Annotated in this window: 14 protein-coding genes; 8 read left to right on the top strand and 6 right to left on the bottom strand. The window is 58.0% G+C overall.

Going from position 1 to position 13,846, the window contains the following annotated elements; translation table 11 throughout:
- Window positions 1-64: 64 nt before the first annotated feature.
- The gene (locus tag QSV77_RS03940; protein ID WP_302732588.1) at window positions 65-1,000 is read left to right on the top strand and encodes an omptin family outer membrane protease; all 936 of its coding nucleotides are present in this window, start codon (window positions 65-67) and stop codon (window positions 998-1,000) included.
- 80 nt (window positions 1,001-1,080) lie between these two features.
- Here QSV77_RS03940 and QSV77_RS03935 read toward each other — a convergent pair whose 3' ends face one another.
- The 4 genes from QSV77_RS03935 to QSV77_RS03920 all read right to left on the bottom strand — a co-directional run bounded on the left by QSV77_RS03935 (window position 1,081) and on the right by QSV77_RS03920 (window position 5,625).
- Window positions 1,081-2,034 (bottom strand): peptidoglycan-binding protein, encoded by a 954-nt coding sequence (locus tag QSV77_RS03935; protein ID WP_302732587.1) that lies wholly within the window; start codon window positions 2,032-2,034, stop codon window positions 1,081-1,083.
- Window positions 2,035-2,178: 144 nt separating this feature from the next.
- A complete protein-coding gene (locus QSV77_RS03930) occupies window positions 2,179-2,772 on the bottom strand; it encodes an NUDIX domain-containing protein (RefSeq protein WP_302733881.1) in 594 nt (197 codons plus the stop codon).
- Window positions 2,773-2,812: 40 nt separating this feature from the next.
- On the bottom strand, window positions 2,813-3,409 hold the full coding sequence (locus QSV77_RS03925; RefSeq protein ID WP_269698202.1) for an NUDIX domain-containing protein: 597 nt from the start codon (window positions 3,407-3,409) through the stop codon (window positions 2,813-2,815).
- A gap of 11 nt (window positions 3,410-3,420) precedes the next feature.
- Window positions 3,421-5,625 carry a molybdopterin-dependent oxidoreductase gene (locus QSV77_RS03920; protein ID WP_302732586.1) on the bottom strand — a complete coding sequence of 735 codons (2,205 nt, stop codon included), beginning with the start codon at window positions 5,623-5,625 and terminating at the stop codon, window positions 3,421-3,423.
- A 28-nt stretch (window positions 5,626-5,653) separates the two neighbouring features.
- Between QSV77_RS03920 and QSV77_RS03915 the strand changes: the two genes are divergently transcribed.
- Window positions 5,654-6,517, top strand: coding sequence for a 23S rRNA (adenine(2030)-N(6))-methyltransferase RlmJ (locus QSV77_RS03915; protein WP_271361016.1), 864 nt, complete (start codon window positions 5,654-5,656; stop codon window positions 6,515-6,517).
- A gap of 3 nt (window positions 6,518-6,520) precedes the next feature.
- Here the strand turns inward: QSV77_RS03915 and QSV77_RS03910 are convergent, their stop codons facing one another.
- Window positions 6,521-7,468, bottom strand: coding sequence for a lysylphosphatidylglycerol synthase domain-containing protein (locus tag QSV77_RS03910; RefSeq protein WP_142839520.1), 948 nt, complete (start codon window positions 7,466-7,468; stop codon window positions 6,521-6,523).
- 261 nt (window positions 7,469-7,729) lie between these two features.
- On the opposite strand from QSV77_RS03910, the gene QSV77_RS03905 reads away from it, so the two are divergent.
- The 4 genes from QSV77_RS03905 (at window position 7,730) to QSV77_RS03890 (ending at window position 9,865) form a co-directional block, all read left to right on the top strand.
- Window positions 7,730-7,915: a type II toxin-antitoxin system HicA family toxin gene (locus QSV77_RS03905; RefSeq protein ID WP_271361015.1), complete on the top strand. Its 186-nt coding sequence runs from the start codon at window positions 7,730-7,732 to the stop codon at window positions 7,913-7,915.
- A 48-nt stretch (window positions 7,916-7,963) separates the two neighbouring features.
- Window positions 7,964-8,353 (top strand): type II toxin-antitoxin system HicB family antitoxin, encoded by a 390-nt coding sequence (locus QSV77_RS03900; protein ID WP_271361014.1) that lies wholly within the window; start codon window positions 7,964-7,966, stop codon window positions 8,351-8,353.
- Between the two features lie 125 nt (window positions 8,354-8,478).
- Complete coding sequence (locus QSV77_RS03895) at window positions 8,479-9,246, top strand: ribonuclease (RefSeq protein WP_302732585.1); 768 nt, start codon at window positions 8,479-8,481, stop codon at window positions 9,244-9,246.
- A gap of 22 nt (window positions 9,247-9,268) precedes the next feature.
- Window positions 9,269-9,865, top strand: a complete 597-nt coding sequence (locus tag QSV77_RS03890; protein WP_302732584.1) for a glutathione S-transferase — start codon at window positions 9,269-9,271, stop codon at window positions 9,863-9,865.
- Window positions 9,866-9,980: 115 nt separating this feature from the next.
- Here the strand turns inward: QSV77_RS03890 and QSV77_RS03885 are convergent, their stop codons facing one another.
- Window positions 9,981-10,637, bottom strand: a complete 657-nt coding sequence (locus QSV77_RS03885) for an outer membrane protein (RefSeq protein ID WP_142839515.1) — start codon at window positions 10,635-10,637, stop codon at window positions 9,981-9,983.
- 350 nt (window positions 10,638-10,987) lie between these two features.
- Here QSV77_RS03885 and QSV77_RS03880 point away from each other — a divergent pair, with 350 nt between their 5' ends.
- Window positions 10,988-11,776 carry an SDR family oxidoreductase gene (locus QSV77_RS03880; RefSeq protein WP_302732583.1) on the top strand — a complete coding sequence of 263 codons (789 nt, stop codon included), beginning with the start codon at window positions 10,988-10,990 and terminating at the stop codon, window positions 11,774-11,776.
- Window positions 11,773-13,818: an excinuclease ABC subunit UvrC gene (uvrC, locus tag QSV77_RS03875; RefSeq protein WP_302732582.1), complete on the top strand. Its 2,046-nt coding sequence runs from the start codon at window positions 11,773-11,775 to the stop codon at window positions 13,816-13,818. The genes QSV77_RS03880 and uvrC overlap by 4 nt, the downstream gene beginning before the upstream one ends.
- The last annotated feature ends 28 nt before the right edge of the window (window positions 13,819-13,846 follow it).

Genomic DNA, 13,846 nt, shown 5'->3' with positions numbered 1-13,846 from the left:
CATAATCATCTCTAATGCCTGCAACGGCCCGTATTTCGGGCCCTCCGGTCAGTCAGGAGCGATTATGCTATTTCCGAGATTTTCCCTGCCGCTTACGGCAGTTTTGCTGATGGGCACCAGCCTGCCGCTCGCCGCGGAACAAAGCGGTATTACCGCCTCGCTGGATGCCGGTGTTCTCAATCTCCGGGCAACGGAAACCGTTCATATTGGCGGCAGCAAGCTGAGCGAACTCGAATGGGAAACCAAAAACGCCATGGCGTTGCGTGGCTCCCTCGGGCTTGAGCTTGCACCCGGCTGGCGCGTCAAGGCCGAAGGCCGCGTCGGTTTTGAAGGCGACGGCTACATGACCGACTATGACTGGATAGCGCCTTTTTCCAGAGACAGCTCCAAAAACAACTGGAGCCATCGCTCCCAACACGATGATACGCGACTTGATCACTATTTTTCGGGAAGCTTCGAGCTTAACCGCATGCTGCTGGATGATCCCCAGCAATATCTCAGCGCCGGCGTCGGTTTTCGTTATACGGATGTGCAATGGTCGGCCTATGGCGGCAGCGCCGTCTACAGCCTTTTCTCTCGAAGAGATCTGAACATCAGGTTCAAGGACGGTGAAAAGGGCATTACCTATCGCCAGCAAATCCCCGCCTTCTACGGCAACCTGACCGGCGGCCAGAGATTCGGCAACTGGTCGCTCAATGCCGGCCTGGAGGGCGGCGCGATGGTTTTTGCCAAGGCGACGGATGATCACTGGATGCGCGATATGCGCTTTACCGATAAATTCGACGTTGCCGGCATGTTCGGGGTGAAGGCGGGTGTTGCCTATGACCTGACCCAGAATGCCTCGATCTACATAGATGGCGCCTATGAATATACCAGTCTGGGGCGCGGGGACACGCATTATAGCGGCGCGGGCGCTGGAAACCTGACTTCGGAAAAGAATGCTGGCGGGGGCGACCTGCAGTCGATTTTCGTGGGCGCCGGTATCAAGGGTCGGTTCTGACACCCAATGAAGTCTGCCCAGAAAACCGCGCCTCGTTAAAGGCGCGGCTTTGATTTATGGGCACATTGCCCAATCAGTATCTAAAACCAGTCCTGCTGCCAGATATAATCACGGTAGGTCCATGGCGGCGTGTTGGCCAAGGTTGCCTTGGAATATATCTTCAACAATTCGGCACCGAAGGTTGAAGCACCGGGAACAAGGCCGACCTCCCATTGAAAATGCCACCATTCAGCGCCGAGATAATCGCCACCCTTCTCGAAGGCTGCGCGTGCGCGGATTGGTTTGAAACCGTTCTTGGCAAAAAGGGCCGTCAAGTCGAGAAAATGGCCCGTGACGGACACTCCCTTGACGCGGTTCTTGTTGGTCACGACATCGGGGATCGTCTGCTGCGGCGGCAAAGCTCCTTTTTCAGCCCTATCCTGCCAGCAACGGGCATAAACATTGTAGCGTCTCTCGCCGATCCGCTGGGCGACATAGGCGTCGTTCGACGGATCCTGCATACCGCTCCAGATGAAAAGATCGAGCGCCCGCCCTGAGTAGTGAAAGGAAGTGGCGCTGCGGTTTTTGCTGACCGTGGCGTTTAAATCGCGGACGCCGCCGGAAGAGGTCATCAATCCACCCTGGCGACGAACCTCCTTGTAGACCTGCTTATAGGCGGACATGACGTCGCTGCGCAGCCTGACACGCGGATACCCTTTTTCCTTTCCCGTTCCGAAAAGGTCCGCCTCACCTATCTCGATGCTGTAGCTCGCATCGCCTGCCAGTGATAGCGGCGAGACCAATTCCCGCTGCCGTGTTTCATATGCCTGCTGCAAGGCAGCGAGCGTTACAGGCCCTATGCGACCATCTTCATAAAGTTGATTGTCCGCCTGAAATGACAGTACCGCTTCTTCCGTATCCGCACCGAAGACGCCGTCCGTCTCGAGACTTTCATAATCGGCCGAGGCCGATTTTCGCCCCTCGAAATGCAGAAAATTCAAAATTTCCTGGACCGCCTGCACGGCACTGCCGCGCGAACCTTTTTCCAAAATCATAGCCAGCCCCCCAGCCGCTTGTGAACCTAGACGCACAAAGCTTACCGGGGTTGATTAATTAATCAACAACAATTTTTAATTGAATTTAAAGTAATTTAGAGTATAGTTCGAGAGACATTCCCCGTTTTCGCACAGCCTTTAATATTAAAGGCTGTGACGGTTGAGCATTGCCCATTGCAAGAGGATAATCGTCTTGGAATCGGTGATTTCGCCGGACGAGATCATCGCGAAGGCTTCGTCGAGACCATAGGTCAAAACTTCCAGATCCTCGCCTTCGCTTGCAAGACCGCCGCCGTTACCGGCCTGCACGTCGAGATCGATATGCGCGACGAAGAGGCTGACCTTTTCCGTCAAGGTTCCGGGGCTGGCATACATGTCGAAGAGATAATCGACCTTCTCAACCGCGTAACCGGATTCTTCCATCGCCTCACGGCGAATGGCGTCGGCCGCATTGTCGTCATCGAGAAGGCCGGCCGGGACTTCGATCATGAAGCTTGGATCGCCGTTTACGAAGGCGGCGGGGCGGAACTGCCGCACCATCACCACGCTGTCGCGCTTCTTATCGTAAAGCAGAATGGCCGCGGCGCTGCCGTGGTCGTGCACTTCGCGCACGATGCGGATCGTTTTGCCATCCGGCATGCGCTGGTCGAAAATAAGCTTCTGCATATGCACGAAGCCCTTCCAGACCGTCTCTTTTTCCACCAGCCGTATTCTGTCCGCCTCGCCGGCAGCAGTCATTTTCAATGAACCGTCCATAGTCACTCCGCAGGCAATTTCGTCACAGGGTGAGGGACGATTTGTTCAGGGCCGCCCATTGCAGCAGCATGATCGTCTTTCCATCGCAGATATCGCCGGTTTCTATCATCTTCATGGCATCCGCCAGTGAAAACTCCAGAACCTCGATGTCCTCGTCCTCATGTGCGGCACCGCCGCCCTCCTCCACCCGATCCGATGAATCGATGATGGCGGCAAAAAAGTGCAGAATTTCGGTCACGGAACCGGGCGACATGAAGGATTTGAACAGAAACCGCACGTCTTTCACGACATATCCGGTTTCCTCCATCACTTCGCGGCGAATGGCCTCGGCCGGGTCGTCACCATCCAGCAGGCCGGCGGGCGCCTCCAGAAGCCAGCCGTGATAGCCGTTCACGTAGGTCGGCACGCGAAACTGCCGCACCAGCACCACCGTCTCGCGGCGCGGATCGTAAAGCAGGATGGTCGCGCCATTGCCGCGATCATAGGCCTCACGCCGGATGACTTTCGTTTCACCTTTCGAATTGGTGTAATCATAGGTGATGTTGCGGAGATGATACCAGTTCTTCGAGAGCGTCTCGTCTTTCAGAATTTCAATCTTCACATTGTCGAACTTGCTCATTCCATGTCCCGTCAGTCTTTGCGCAGCCAAACCTTGTTGTCATGGAAAGCCGCGCCACCATAGGGGGCAACGGCATCGGCGCCGGTGAGAACATTGATGCCCTCGCCATCCAGATGCGCCTTGTTGGGCCACAGCCCTTCGGCAATCAGCACGCCTGGCCTGGCGCCCTCAACAATCTTCGCATGGAGGCGTACTTGGCCGCGTGCGTTGCCAATGCGGACGATGTCGCCATCGGCGATACCGTGACCGGCGGCATCCTCGGCGCAGATCATCAATTCCGGGCGGCCTTCCTTCTGCACGGAGGTCTTGGTTTCCGCAAAGGTGGAGTTCAGGAAGTTGCGGGCCGGCGATGTCGCCAGCCGGAAGGGATGATCCCCGTCGGCGGTCTCGATGACATCCACCTGATCCGGGAATTTCGGAAACTCGGATACCGGCCCCATGACGCCGATATTTTTTGGCGGTTTGTTCGGAGACGGCCCCGTTGCCCAATCCGGGCTGAACCGGAACTTTCCGTCGCCATAACCAAAGCCCTCGAGATAATGCGCCACCTCGAAAGACGGCTGCGCATCGATCCACTTCTCCTCCGCCAGCGTATCGAAATCACCCCAGCCGCTGACTTTCAGCATACGGTCGGCATGCTCGCGGGCCGAAAGGCCGAAACCGGGCATATGATCGACGCCGAGGCGTTTCGCCAGTTCCTCGATAACGAAGAGGTTGGTGCGCACCGTTTCCGGCGGCTCGACAAGTTTGGGCCCAAGCAGAATATGGTTCTGGCCACCGGCGCGGTAGATATCGTCATGTTCGAGGAACATGGTGGCCGGCAGCACGATATCGGCCATGTCAGCCGTCTCGGTCATGAATTGCTCGTGCACGGCAACGAAAAGATCGTCGCGCAGGAAACCCTGCTTCACCAGCCGTTGTTCGGGCGCCACGTTGACGGGATTGGTGTTCTGGATGAGCAGCGCCGTCACCGGGCCGCCGTGGCGCAGCGCATTGGCATCGCCCGTCAGCACGGGGCCGATCTGCGACTGGTCGAGCTGGCGCACATCGGGGTCGGCATAGGCCGTGCCCATCAGTTCCGCCTTGTTGAGCCGGAAAATATCGCCGTTATTGTGGAACGCGCCGCCGCCCTCATATTGCCAGGAGCCGAGCACGGTGGCGATCGACAGGGCCGCGTGCATGGCGACCGCGCCGTTGCGCTGGCGGGCAAAACCGTAACCCAGCCGGAAGAACGTCTTTTTCGTCGTGCCGACAAGCCTTGCGAAACCCTCGATCTCTTCGACGGAAAGACCTGTAATCTCCGACGCCCATTGCGGCGTCTTTGTCTTTAGATGCGCTTCCAGCCCGGCCGGATCATCGGCAAAGCGCGCCATGTAATCGCGATCGGCATAACCATCGCGGAAGGCGATGTGCATGATGGCGCAGGCGAGCGCCGCATCCGTGCCGGGGCGAACGACGATGCGCATATCGGCCTGTTTCATCGTCGGATTGTCGTAGATATCAACGACGACGATCTTTGCGCCGCGCTCCTTGCGGGCCTTGACCGCATGGGTCATGACATTGACCTGCGTGGCAACCGCATTGGTGCCCCAGATGACGACGACATCGGCCTTGCCAATCTCGCGCGGATCGGGACCACGCAGCGCACCCGTGCCCATCACGTAACCCGTCCAGGCCATGTTGGTGCAGATCGACCCGAAGAAGCCGGAATATTTCTTGGCGTGGCGCAGCCGCTCGATGGAATCGCGCTGCACCTGCCCCATGGTTCCGGCGTAGAAATACGGCCAGATGGCCTCCGCGCCATGCCGGGCCTCCGCCTTGACGAAAGCATCCGCCACCTCGTCCAGCGCCGCTTCCCAGGAAATCTCCTGCCAGTCACCCGCCCCTTTTACGCCCTTGCGGCGCTTCGGGGTCAGCAAACGGCCGGGATGATAGATGCGTTCGGAATAGCGCGCCACCTTGGCGCAGATGACGCCGGCGGTGTATGTATTGCTGTTGGCGCCGCGCACGCGGCCGATACGGCCTTCCGCGTTGATATCGACCTCCAGCGCGCAGGCGCTCGGACAGTCATGCGGACAGACGGTGTGGCCGATACGGAGTTCGGCATTGGTGGCGGCTTTTTCAGCGGAGATCGGGGTCGCAACGTTCATGGCTTTTGTATATTGCATCAATGTTGCGGCCAAAAGGCCGAAGTGACGTCCATCAAGAATATTCATCCTGGCCATCTGCAAGCGAGACACATCCATGAACTACCGCCACATCTATCACGCCGGCAATTTCGCGGATGTTCTCAAACACGCAGTTCTTGCCCGCCTGGTGCGCTACCTGCAGAACAAGGACAAGGCGTTTCGGGTGCTGGATACCCATGCCGGCATCGGGCTTTATGACCTTACCTCGGAAGAGGCGCAGAAGACCGGCGAATGGCAGACCGGCATCGGCAAGCTGGTGGAGGCCGACCTGCCCGCCCCCATCGCCGAACTGCTCGAGCCCTATCTCACCGCGGTGAAGGAGCTCAATCCGGAGGGCGGCATTCAATTTTATCCCGGCTCGCCGAAACTCGCACGCATGCTGTTTCGTCCGCAGGACCGGCTTTCGGCCATGGAACTGCATCCGGACGATAGCCGGGCTTTATCCCGTCTCTTCGAGGGCGATTATCAGGTGCGTGTGACCGAGCTGGACGGCTGGCTGTCGCTCGGCGCGCATCTGCCGCCCAAGGAAAAACGTGGCCTTATCCTCGTCGATCCGCCTTTCGAGCTTGAAAACGAATATCAGCGACTGGCCGATGGCCTGAACAAGGCCTATCGGCGTTTTTCCACGGGCACCTATTGCCTGTGGTATCCGCTGAAAAAGGGTGCGCCGATCAAGGATTTTCACGAGCGGCTGCAATCCTTCGACATTCCGAAAATGCTGTGCGCCGAGCTTTCCGTGAAAAGCGACCGGCTGGAAGGCCTGAGCGGCTCCGGCCTCATCATCGTCAACCCGCCCTATACGCTGAAGGACGAGTTGCACACGCTCCTGCCCTTCCTGAAAACGGTGATGGCGCAGGACCGCTATGCCTCGCACCGCGCCTTCTGGCTGCGCGGCGAGGAAAAGTCGGAGGAGGACTGAGGGTTACCTCAATCCTTCCCGCTTCTGCGCCTCTGCAAGCTGTGACCGCTCGAAGAACAGGATCACGAACAGGGCCATGATGAACGGAATTATGAGGTAGAACAGCCGGAAAACCAGCAGCGCCGCGATCACGTCCGCCGGGTTCATATCCGGCAGACCGGTGACGAAGACCAGTTCCAGCACGCCAAGCCCGCCCGGCGCATGCGAGATGAGCGCCGCCGAGAACGAAATCAGGAATATCCCGAGGATGATCATGAAACCGGGATTTCCGGCCTCCGGCAGCGCGAAATAGATGATGCCCGCCGCACCGATCAACTCGATCGGCCCGATGACCAGCTGTTGCGCCACCAGTTTCGGTGCCGGATAGGGCAGGAAAAACGAGCGGATTTTCAGCGGTTTCAGCTTCAGCAGACTGCCAAGCACGTAAAGGCCGACGATAACAAGCAGCAGGATGCCTGTTGTTGTGGAAGCCTCAACAGGAAGGATGCCGGTGAAGCGTTCGGTGATGTCAGGCTCGTAAAGCAGCACCATGCCGATGAGCATGATGGTTCCGATGATGAAGGTGAAGGAGCAAAGACCAACGAGAACGCCAACCTCGGCGGCGCTCAGGCCCTTGGACGTATAGGCCCGGTAGCGCACCACGGCGCCGGAAAACACGGAAGCACCGACATTGTGGGAAAGCGCATAGGTGGTAAACGAGGTGAGCGTGATGAAGAACCAGTTCACCTTGCGGCCGAGATGCTGGAGCGCAATGCGGTCGTAGCCGGCAAGCGCGGCATAGGCCAGCAGTGTGGCCATGCCGGAGCACACCCAGTCCCGCACACGGATGGCCATGAAGCTTTCCCAGAGATCATCAAGCGAAAGACCGCGCAGCTCATGATAAAGCAGCCAGGCTGAAAACCCGATCGTCGCCAGACCAACGACAGGCCAGATATATTTCTTAAATCTCATGCGGTCATGCCGCCTATTTCCTCCAGCTTCGCCCAAGCCTCCTTCCGTCTTTCGCGGAAGATTCGCCGGAGTCTATTCGTTATGCGGCGAAGCTTTCAACCTTTTCACAAAAAATTGCCTGTCACCTTTTGTTGCCGTGTCACACTCCTACCCCACGTGGTCCTCACGCAGCATTCGCAAGGCTGTAATCGTGCAAATATATGCACAGCAGAAATTGACCTTTCCTGTTGCGAGTGCAAATATATGCACAGCGGAGATTTAATGGAAACAAATGCTGCTAAAGTCATCAAGCGGCTGAAGGAAGAAGGTTGGGCGTTCGACCGGCATGGAGCTGCCCACGACATCTATCGCCACCCCGAAAAGGGTTTTGTACAGGTGCCGAGGCACCGTCAACTCAGTCCGGGCGTGGCGGGTTCCATTGCGAAGAAGGCCGGGTGGAACGCTTAACGTTCCCGTCGCGAAAAACCAATGTTCAACGACCTATGGAACTGCGAAATGACTGTCAGGTATCCCGCACTTATAGATGGAGAGAAAGGCGCTTATGGCGTGGTCTTTCCGGATATGGACGGCGTGGTCGCCATGGGTGAAACCATAGACGAAGCGATTATCAACGCCGAAGAAGCCCTGCGCGATTACGCGCTTGAAATGGACCGAGACAACGCGCCTCTGGCGGAACCCAGCGCGCTCGAAGAGGTATCCGTGCCTGGGGGAAGCATGTTGACGAGTGTGCCACTCATTCGTCTTGCGGGAAAACCCGTGCGTGCCAACATGATGCTTGACGCCGACGTTCTCGATTTCATTGATAAGGAATCCACCAGACGCAAGATGACGCGCACCAGCTACGTCAACTGGATGACGCGACGTATTGCGCAGATGGGCGGCTGAGGGATTGTGGGAAGTATTGGCAGCTCACACGAAACAACATTTGCCCCGTTCACAAGTTGATGTAAGACCACTTTGTCGCCTTCAGGCGATGTGAGGTCATCCACTTTCCGGAGAGCGCGCACGGAATGAATCGTTATGCCGGTTTCATCGCTTTCGGTATTCTGTCGCTTGCCGCGCTGTGGTTTGCGCAAGAACAAACCGTTCCCACCAGCTCCAATCCGAACCGCCAGACACAATCGCAATCACAGCCCGCTGGAAATCCAGACGCACCTCGACGCGATGCATCCCAACAGCATGCAGGCACCAACCCCGCCCCTCGCGGCACGGGTTTTGATTTTTACGTGCTATCATTATCCTGGTCGCCGGCATTCTGCGCCAGTTCGGAAGGTTCCGGCAATCGCCAGCAATGTGGCAGCGACAGGCGTTACGGTTTCGTCGTGCATGGGCTCTGGCCGCAAAACGAAAACGGCTATCCCGAATTCTGCAAAAGCGGCGAACCGGACCGTGTGCCGGACGCGATCGGCCGCACCATGTTCGACATCATGCCCTCCATGGGTCTGATCGGCCACCAGTGGCGCAAACACGGCTCCTGTTCCGGCCTGTCGCAGAAAGATTATTTTTCAGTGACGCGGGCCGCATTTGAAGCCGTGACACTGCCGGGCAAGATCGCCTCGGGCGCGCAAGCCGCCACCCTTTCCGCCGACGCCATCGAAACCGCCTTCACCGACGCCAATCCCGGCCTGTCGAAACGCGGCATCTCGATCAGCTGTGATGAAAAGCGCCTGGAAGAAGTGCGCATCTGCCTCAACAGGGACATGACATTTCGCGACTGCCCCGAGCTTGACCGCAAAGGCTGCCGCGCCGGCTCCACCGAAATCATCCCCATACGCTAATTCAACCCCATAGGACCCAACCATGGAACTGCTTTATTCGCCCGCCTCCCCCTATTCCGCCAAGGTGCGCATGGCCGCCCGCCATCTCGGCATCGAGATTACCGATGTGCGCGTCGACGCCAGCGCCGAGCCCGCAACGCTGATGGACAATAATCCGCTCGGCAAGATCCCGGTCCTGCTGCTGGATGACGGCGGCTCTGTTTATGACAGCGTGGCGATCATGCATTATCTCAACCGTCTTTCGGGCGGCAAGCTTTACCCGAAAAAGGACGGCAAGCGCACGGAAGCGGAAATTCTGGAAGCGCTTTGCGACGGCATCATGGATTGTCTCCTGGCCATCGTTTACGAGCGCCGTTTTCGCCCGGAGGACAAGATCCATCAGCCGTGGATCGACAAGCAGTGGAAAAAAGTGGTCCGGGGCCTCGACCATCTGAACGCCAACCTGCCCAAGACCGGCAAGAAGCTGCATGGCGGCCATTTCGCGCTGGCAGCGATGATCGGTTATCTCGACCTGCGTTTTGCCGGTGAATGGGCCGAAGGCCGCGATGCGCTGGCACAATGGCCGGAGATTTTCGGCAAGCGTTTCGAAGCCTATGCGGAAATGAAGGCAGCCGCCTGAGGCGAAGCGGAACAGTGCCCGGCCAGGTCGCCGGGCGCTCTCGGCAACCCACAAGAACAAAAACAAAAAAGCCGGGGTTTGCGCCCCGGCTTTTCCTTGACCGATCCGTGAAGGATCAGAACTTGACGCCGATACCGGCCTTGACGGAGTGATCGTCGAAACCGCGCGAGAATGCGCCGGAGTCGAGACCGTAGTCCTTCTTCTGGTAGTCGCTGTAGCGATATTCCAGACGGGCGGTGATGTTGTCGGTCACCATGGCTTCAACACCGGCACCAACGGTGTAACCGAGGGCGGTGGCGCTGTCCTTGGAGGTCGCGTCACGAACCTTGTTGTCGGAGACAGCAAGACCGGCCGTACCATAGAGCAGGAACGGGTTCATGTCGTAACCAACGCGGCCACGCAGCGAGCCGTTGACGCCCTGCTTGCCTTCGATGGCGCGACCGGCAACCGTACCGGCAGAGCCCTTCTCGTCGCCCAGGTTCACGTCTGCTTCCGCACCGTAAACGATCTGGCCGCTCTGCATGTTGTAACCACCGTACAGGCCGCCACCGAAGCCCTTGGCGTCACGGCCGTCATTGCTGGAGCTGAAACGGCCCCAGTCATAGTTGACCGTACCACCGAGGTAAGCGCCGGACCAATCCTTGACGGGTGCGGGCTGGTCGTAGGACACCGGTGCCTGGGGCACTTCGTTTACGGCGTCAGCGGCGTGAGCAGCCGAAAAGCCGGCAGCTGCCATGGTCGAAGCCATAAGGGTTGCTACGAAAATACGCATGCTATTCTCCTTTCAGGACCGCTCTGCACTCAAAACATTGTTTTCAGACGCGGTGTAAAAATCGTCGGGTTAATCGCCCCTCTGGAAACTGAACTTGATGGGAGAATGCGGAGATCAAAGAGCCAAAATGTGAATTGTTTGGGGCAGACACGTGACTAGAATTAGACGTTGCCTAATTGCCACAAGGGTTTTATTAACCCTAACAAAAGCCTAATCAGCAATAGATCGGCTTTAAACTTAGTTATATTTAAATTAAATCAAAATTGCATTGCGAATAAAAAATCGCCCAATTCTTTTAGGGCTGACGGACAGCTTGCGATTTGCATTTATATCCAGCACATAGGGCATGTATGAGCAAATGCAGGTCCGCCGTGAAAGAAGATATACAAAAGACAGTCTTGATAACCGGAGCCGCCCGAAGGCTTGGACGGGCAATCGCCACCGATATGGCCGCCCATGGCTTTGCGATTGCCGTCCATGCCAATGAATCGATGGCGCAGGCGGAGGAATTCGCTAACGAAATAAGGCAAAACGGTGGCAAGGCCGTTGCCGTTCAGGCGGATTTGACACAATCTGCGCCAACCATGGCGCTTGTCGAAAAGGCAGCTTCCGCCCTCGGCCCCATCGGCGTCGTCGTCAATAATGCCTCGGTTTTTCTGGAGGACAGTGCGGATAAACCCGATCCGGCGATCTTCGACGCGCATTTTTCCGTGCATGTGCGGGCACCGTCCCTCATCGCCGCTGCTTTTGTCGAGCAATTGCCGAAGGACAAATCCGGTCTGATCGTCAATATCATCGATCAGCGCGTGCTGGCGCTCACACCCCGTTTCTATTCCTACACGCTTTCGAAATCCGCCCTCTGGACTGCGACACGAACGATGGCGCAGAGCTTTGCGCCGCGTGTGCGGGTGAACGCCATCGGGCCGGGTCCCTCCTTCAAAAGCGAAAGACAGGCGCCCGAGGACTTTCAGGCGCAGATCGACGGCCTTATATTAAAGCGTGGTCCTGCCCCGGATGAGTTCGGGCGGACGATTCGCTTTCTTTACGATACGCCGTCGGTCACCGGACAAATGATCGCGCTCGACGGCGGCCAGCACCTTGGCTGGGAAACCCCTGACGTGGCGGAGATACCTGAATGAACGGAAAGAAGCTGCCTGATGGCGGTATTCTCTTCGATGAAACCGACGATGAAGACGACGATGCAAGCCTTGCCACGGCAGAAGTGGCGGAGGCTCCGCGCGACGCCGTGGGCATGGACTGGAATGCGGGCTGGAAGAATGAATCCGGCCTGAAGGGCATGGACCTCATCGGCGAATTCGTCAAACACCTGCCCAACTCGCCGGGCGTCTATCGCATGTTCAACGAAGCGGGCGACGTTCTTTACGTCGGCAAGGCGCGCTCGCTGAAGAAGCGTGTCGGCAACTATGCCCAGGGCCGCGTGCATTCCAATCGCATCGCCCAGATGGTGCGTTTCACCACCCATATGGAGTTCGTCACCACACGCACGGAGACAGAGGCGCTTCTCCTGGAAGCCAACCTCATCAAGCGCTTGCGGCCGCGCTTTAACGTGCTTCTGCGTGACGACAAATCGTTTCCCTATATTCTCATCACCGCCGACAATCGTGCCCCGGCGATTTTCAAGCACCGGGGTGCACGGGCGCGCAAGGGCGATTATTTCGGACCGTTTGCGTCGGCCGGCGCAGTGGGGCGCACGATCAATTCGCTGCAACGCGCCTTTTTGATCCGCACCTGCACCGACAGTGTTTTCGAGACCCGCACGCGTCCCTGTCTTCTGTACCAGATCAAGCGCTGTTCCGGCCCCTGTACGCATGAGATCAGCGATCAGGGGTATGAGGAACTCGTCAAGGAAGCCAAGGATTTCCTGTCCGGCAAAAGCCAGAGCGTCAAGACCGCCATTGCGCGGCAGATGAACGAGGCGGCCGAGGATCTCGATTTCGAGCGCGCCGCCGTCTATCGCGACCGGCTGGCCGCACTTTCGCATGTCCAGAGCCATCAGGGCATCAATCCGGCCGGCATTGAGGAAGCGGATGTTTTCGCCATTCATCACGAAGGCGGCATTTCCTGCATTCAGGTGTTCTTTTTCCGCACCGGCCAGAACTGGGGCAATCGTGCCTATTTCCCGAAGGCGGACCCTTCCCTGCCCGGCTCGGAAATCCTCAACGCATTCCTTGCGCAGTTTTACGACGACAAGCCGGTGCCAAAACAAATCCTGCTGTCCGAAACCGTCGAGGAACAGGAATTGCTGGCCGCAGCACTCGGCGAAAAAGCCGGCCACAAGGTCACGATCAGCGTGCCGCAGCGCGGCGAGAAAAAGGACATTACCGACCATGTTCTTGCCAATGCCCGCGAGGCGCATGGCCGCAAGCTGGCGGAAACCTCTTCGCAGGCACGGTTGCTGAAAGGTTTTGCAGAAACCTTCAGCCTGCCCTATGTGCCGCGCCGCATCGAGATTTACGATAACTCGCATATCATGGGCACCAATGCCGTGGGCGGCATGGTGGTGGCGGGGCCGGAAGGTTTCGTGAAAAATCAATATCGCAAGTTCAACATCAAATCGACCGACATCACCCCGGGTGACGACTTCGGCATGATGCGCGAGGTGATGACCCGCCGTTTCTCACGCCTGCTGAAGGAAGAGGGCAAGCCGGACCGAGAACGGACACCCACACCGGAGGAAGCGGCCGACATGCCTTTCCCCAGCTGGCCGGACGTGATCCTGATCGATGGCGGTCAGGGGCAGATGACGGCGGTGCGCGCCATCCTCGATGAACTCGATATTCGTGACTGTGTGACCGCAATCGGCGTTGCCAAGGGCGTGGACCGCGATGCCGGCCGTGAACGCTTTTTCGCGGATGGACGCAGCGACTTCTCCCTGCCGCCGCGCGATCCCGTGCTCTATTTCATCCAGCGCATGCGTGACGAAGCTCACCGTTTCGCCATCGGCTCGCACCGGGCGCGGCGCAAGAAGGAAATGATACGCAATCCGCTGGATGAAATCTCAGGCATTGGCCCCGGTCGCAAACGGTCGCTGCTGCAGCATTTCGGCACTGCCAAGGCCGTTTCGCGTGCCGGCCTCAACGACCTGATGGCCGTCACCGGCATTTCCGAGGCGGTGGCGCGGCAAATCTACAATCACTTCCACGAGAGCGGCCGCGATTGATACCGAACCGTCGTGGCGAACTGCTAAA

The organism is Agrobacterium sp. V1, from assembly GCF_030518355.1.
GTDB lineage: Bacteria > Pseudomonadota > Alphaproteobacteria > Rhizobiales > Rhizobiaceae > Agrobacterium > Agrobacterium cucumeris.
The sequence above is the reverse complement of the archived record's forward strand: the minus strand, read 5'-3'. Positions and strand labels throughout refer to the sequence as shown.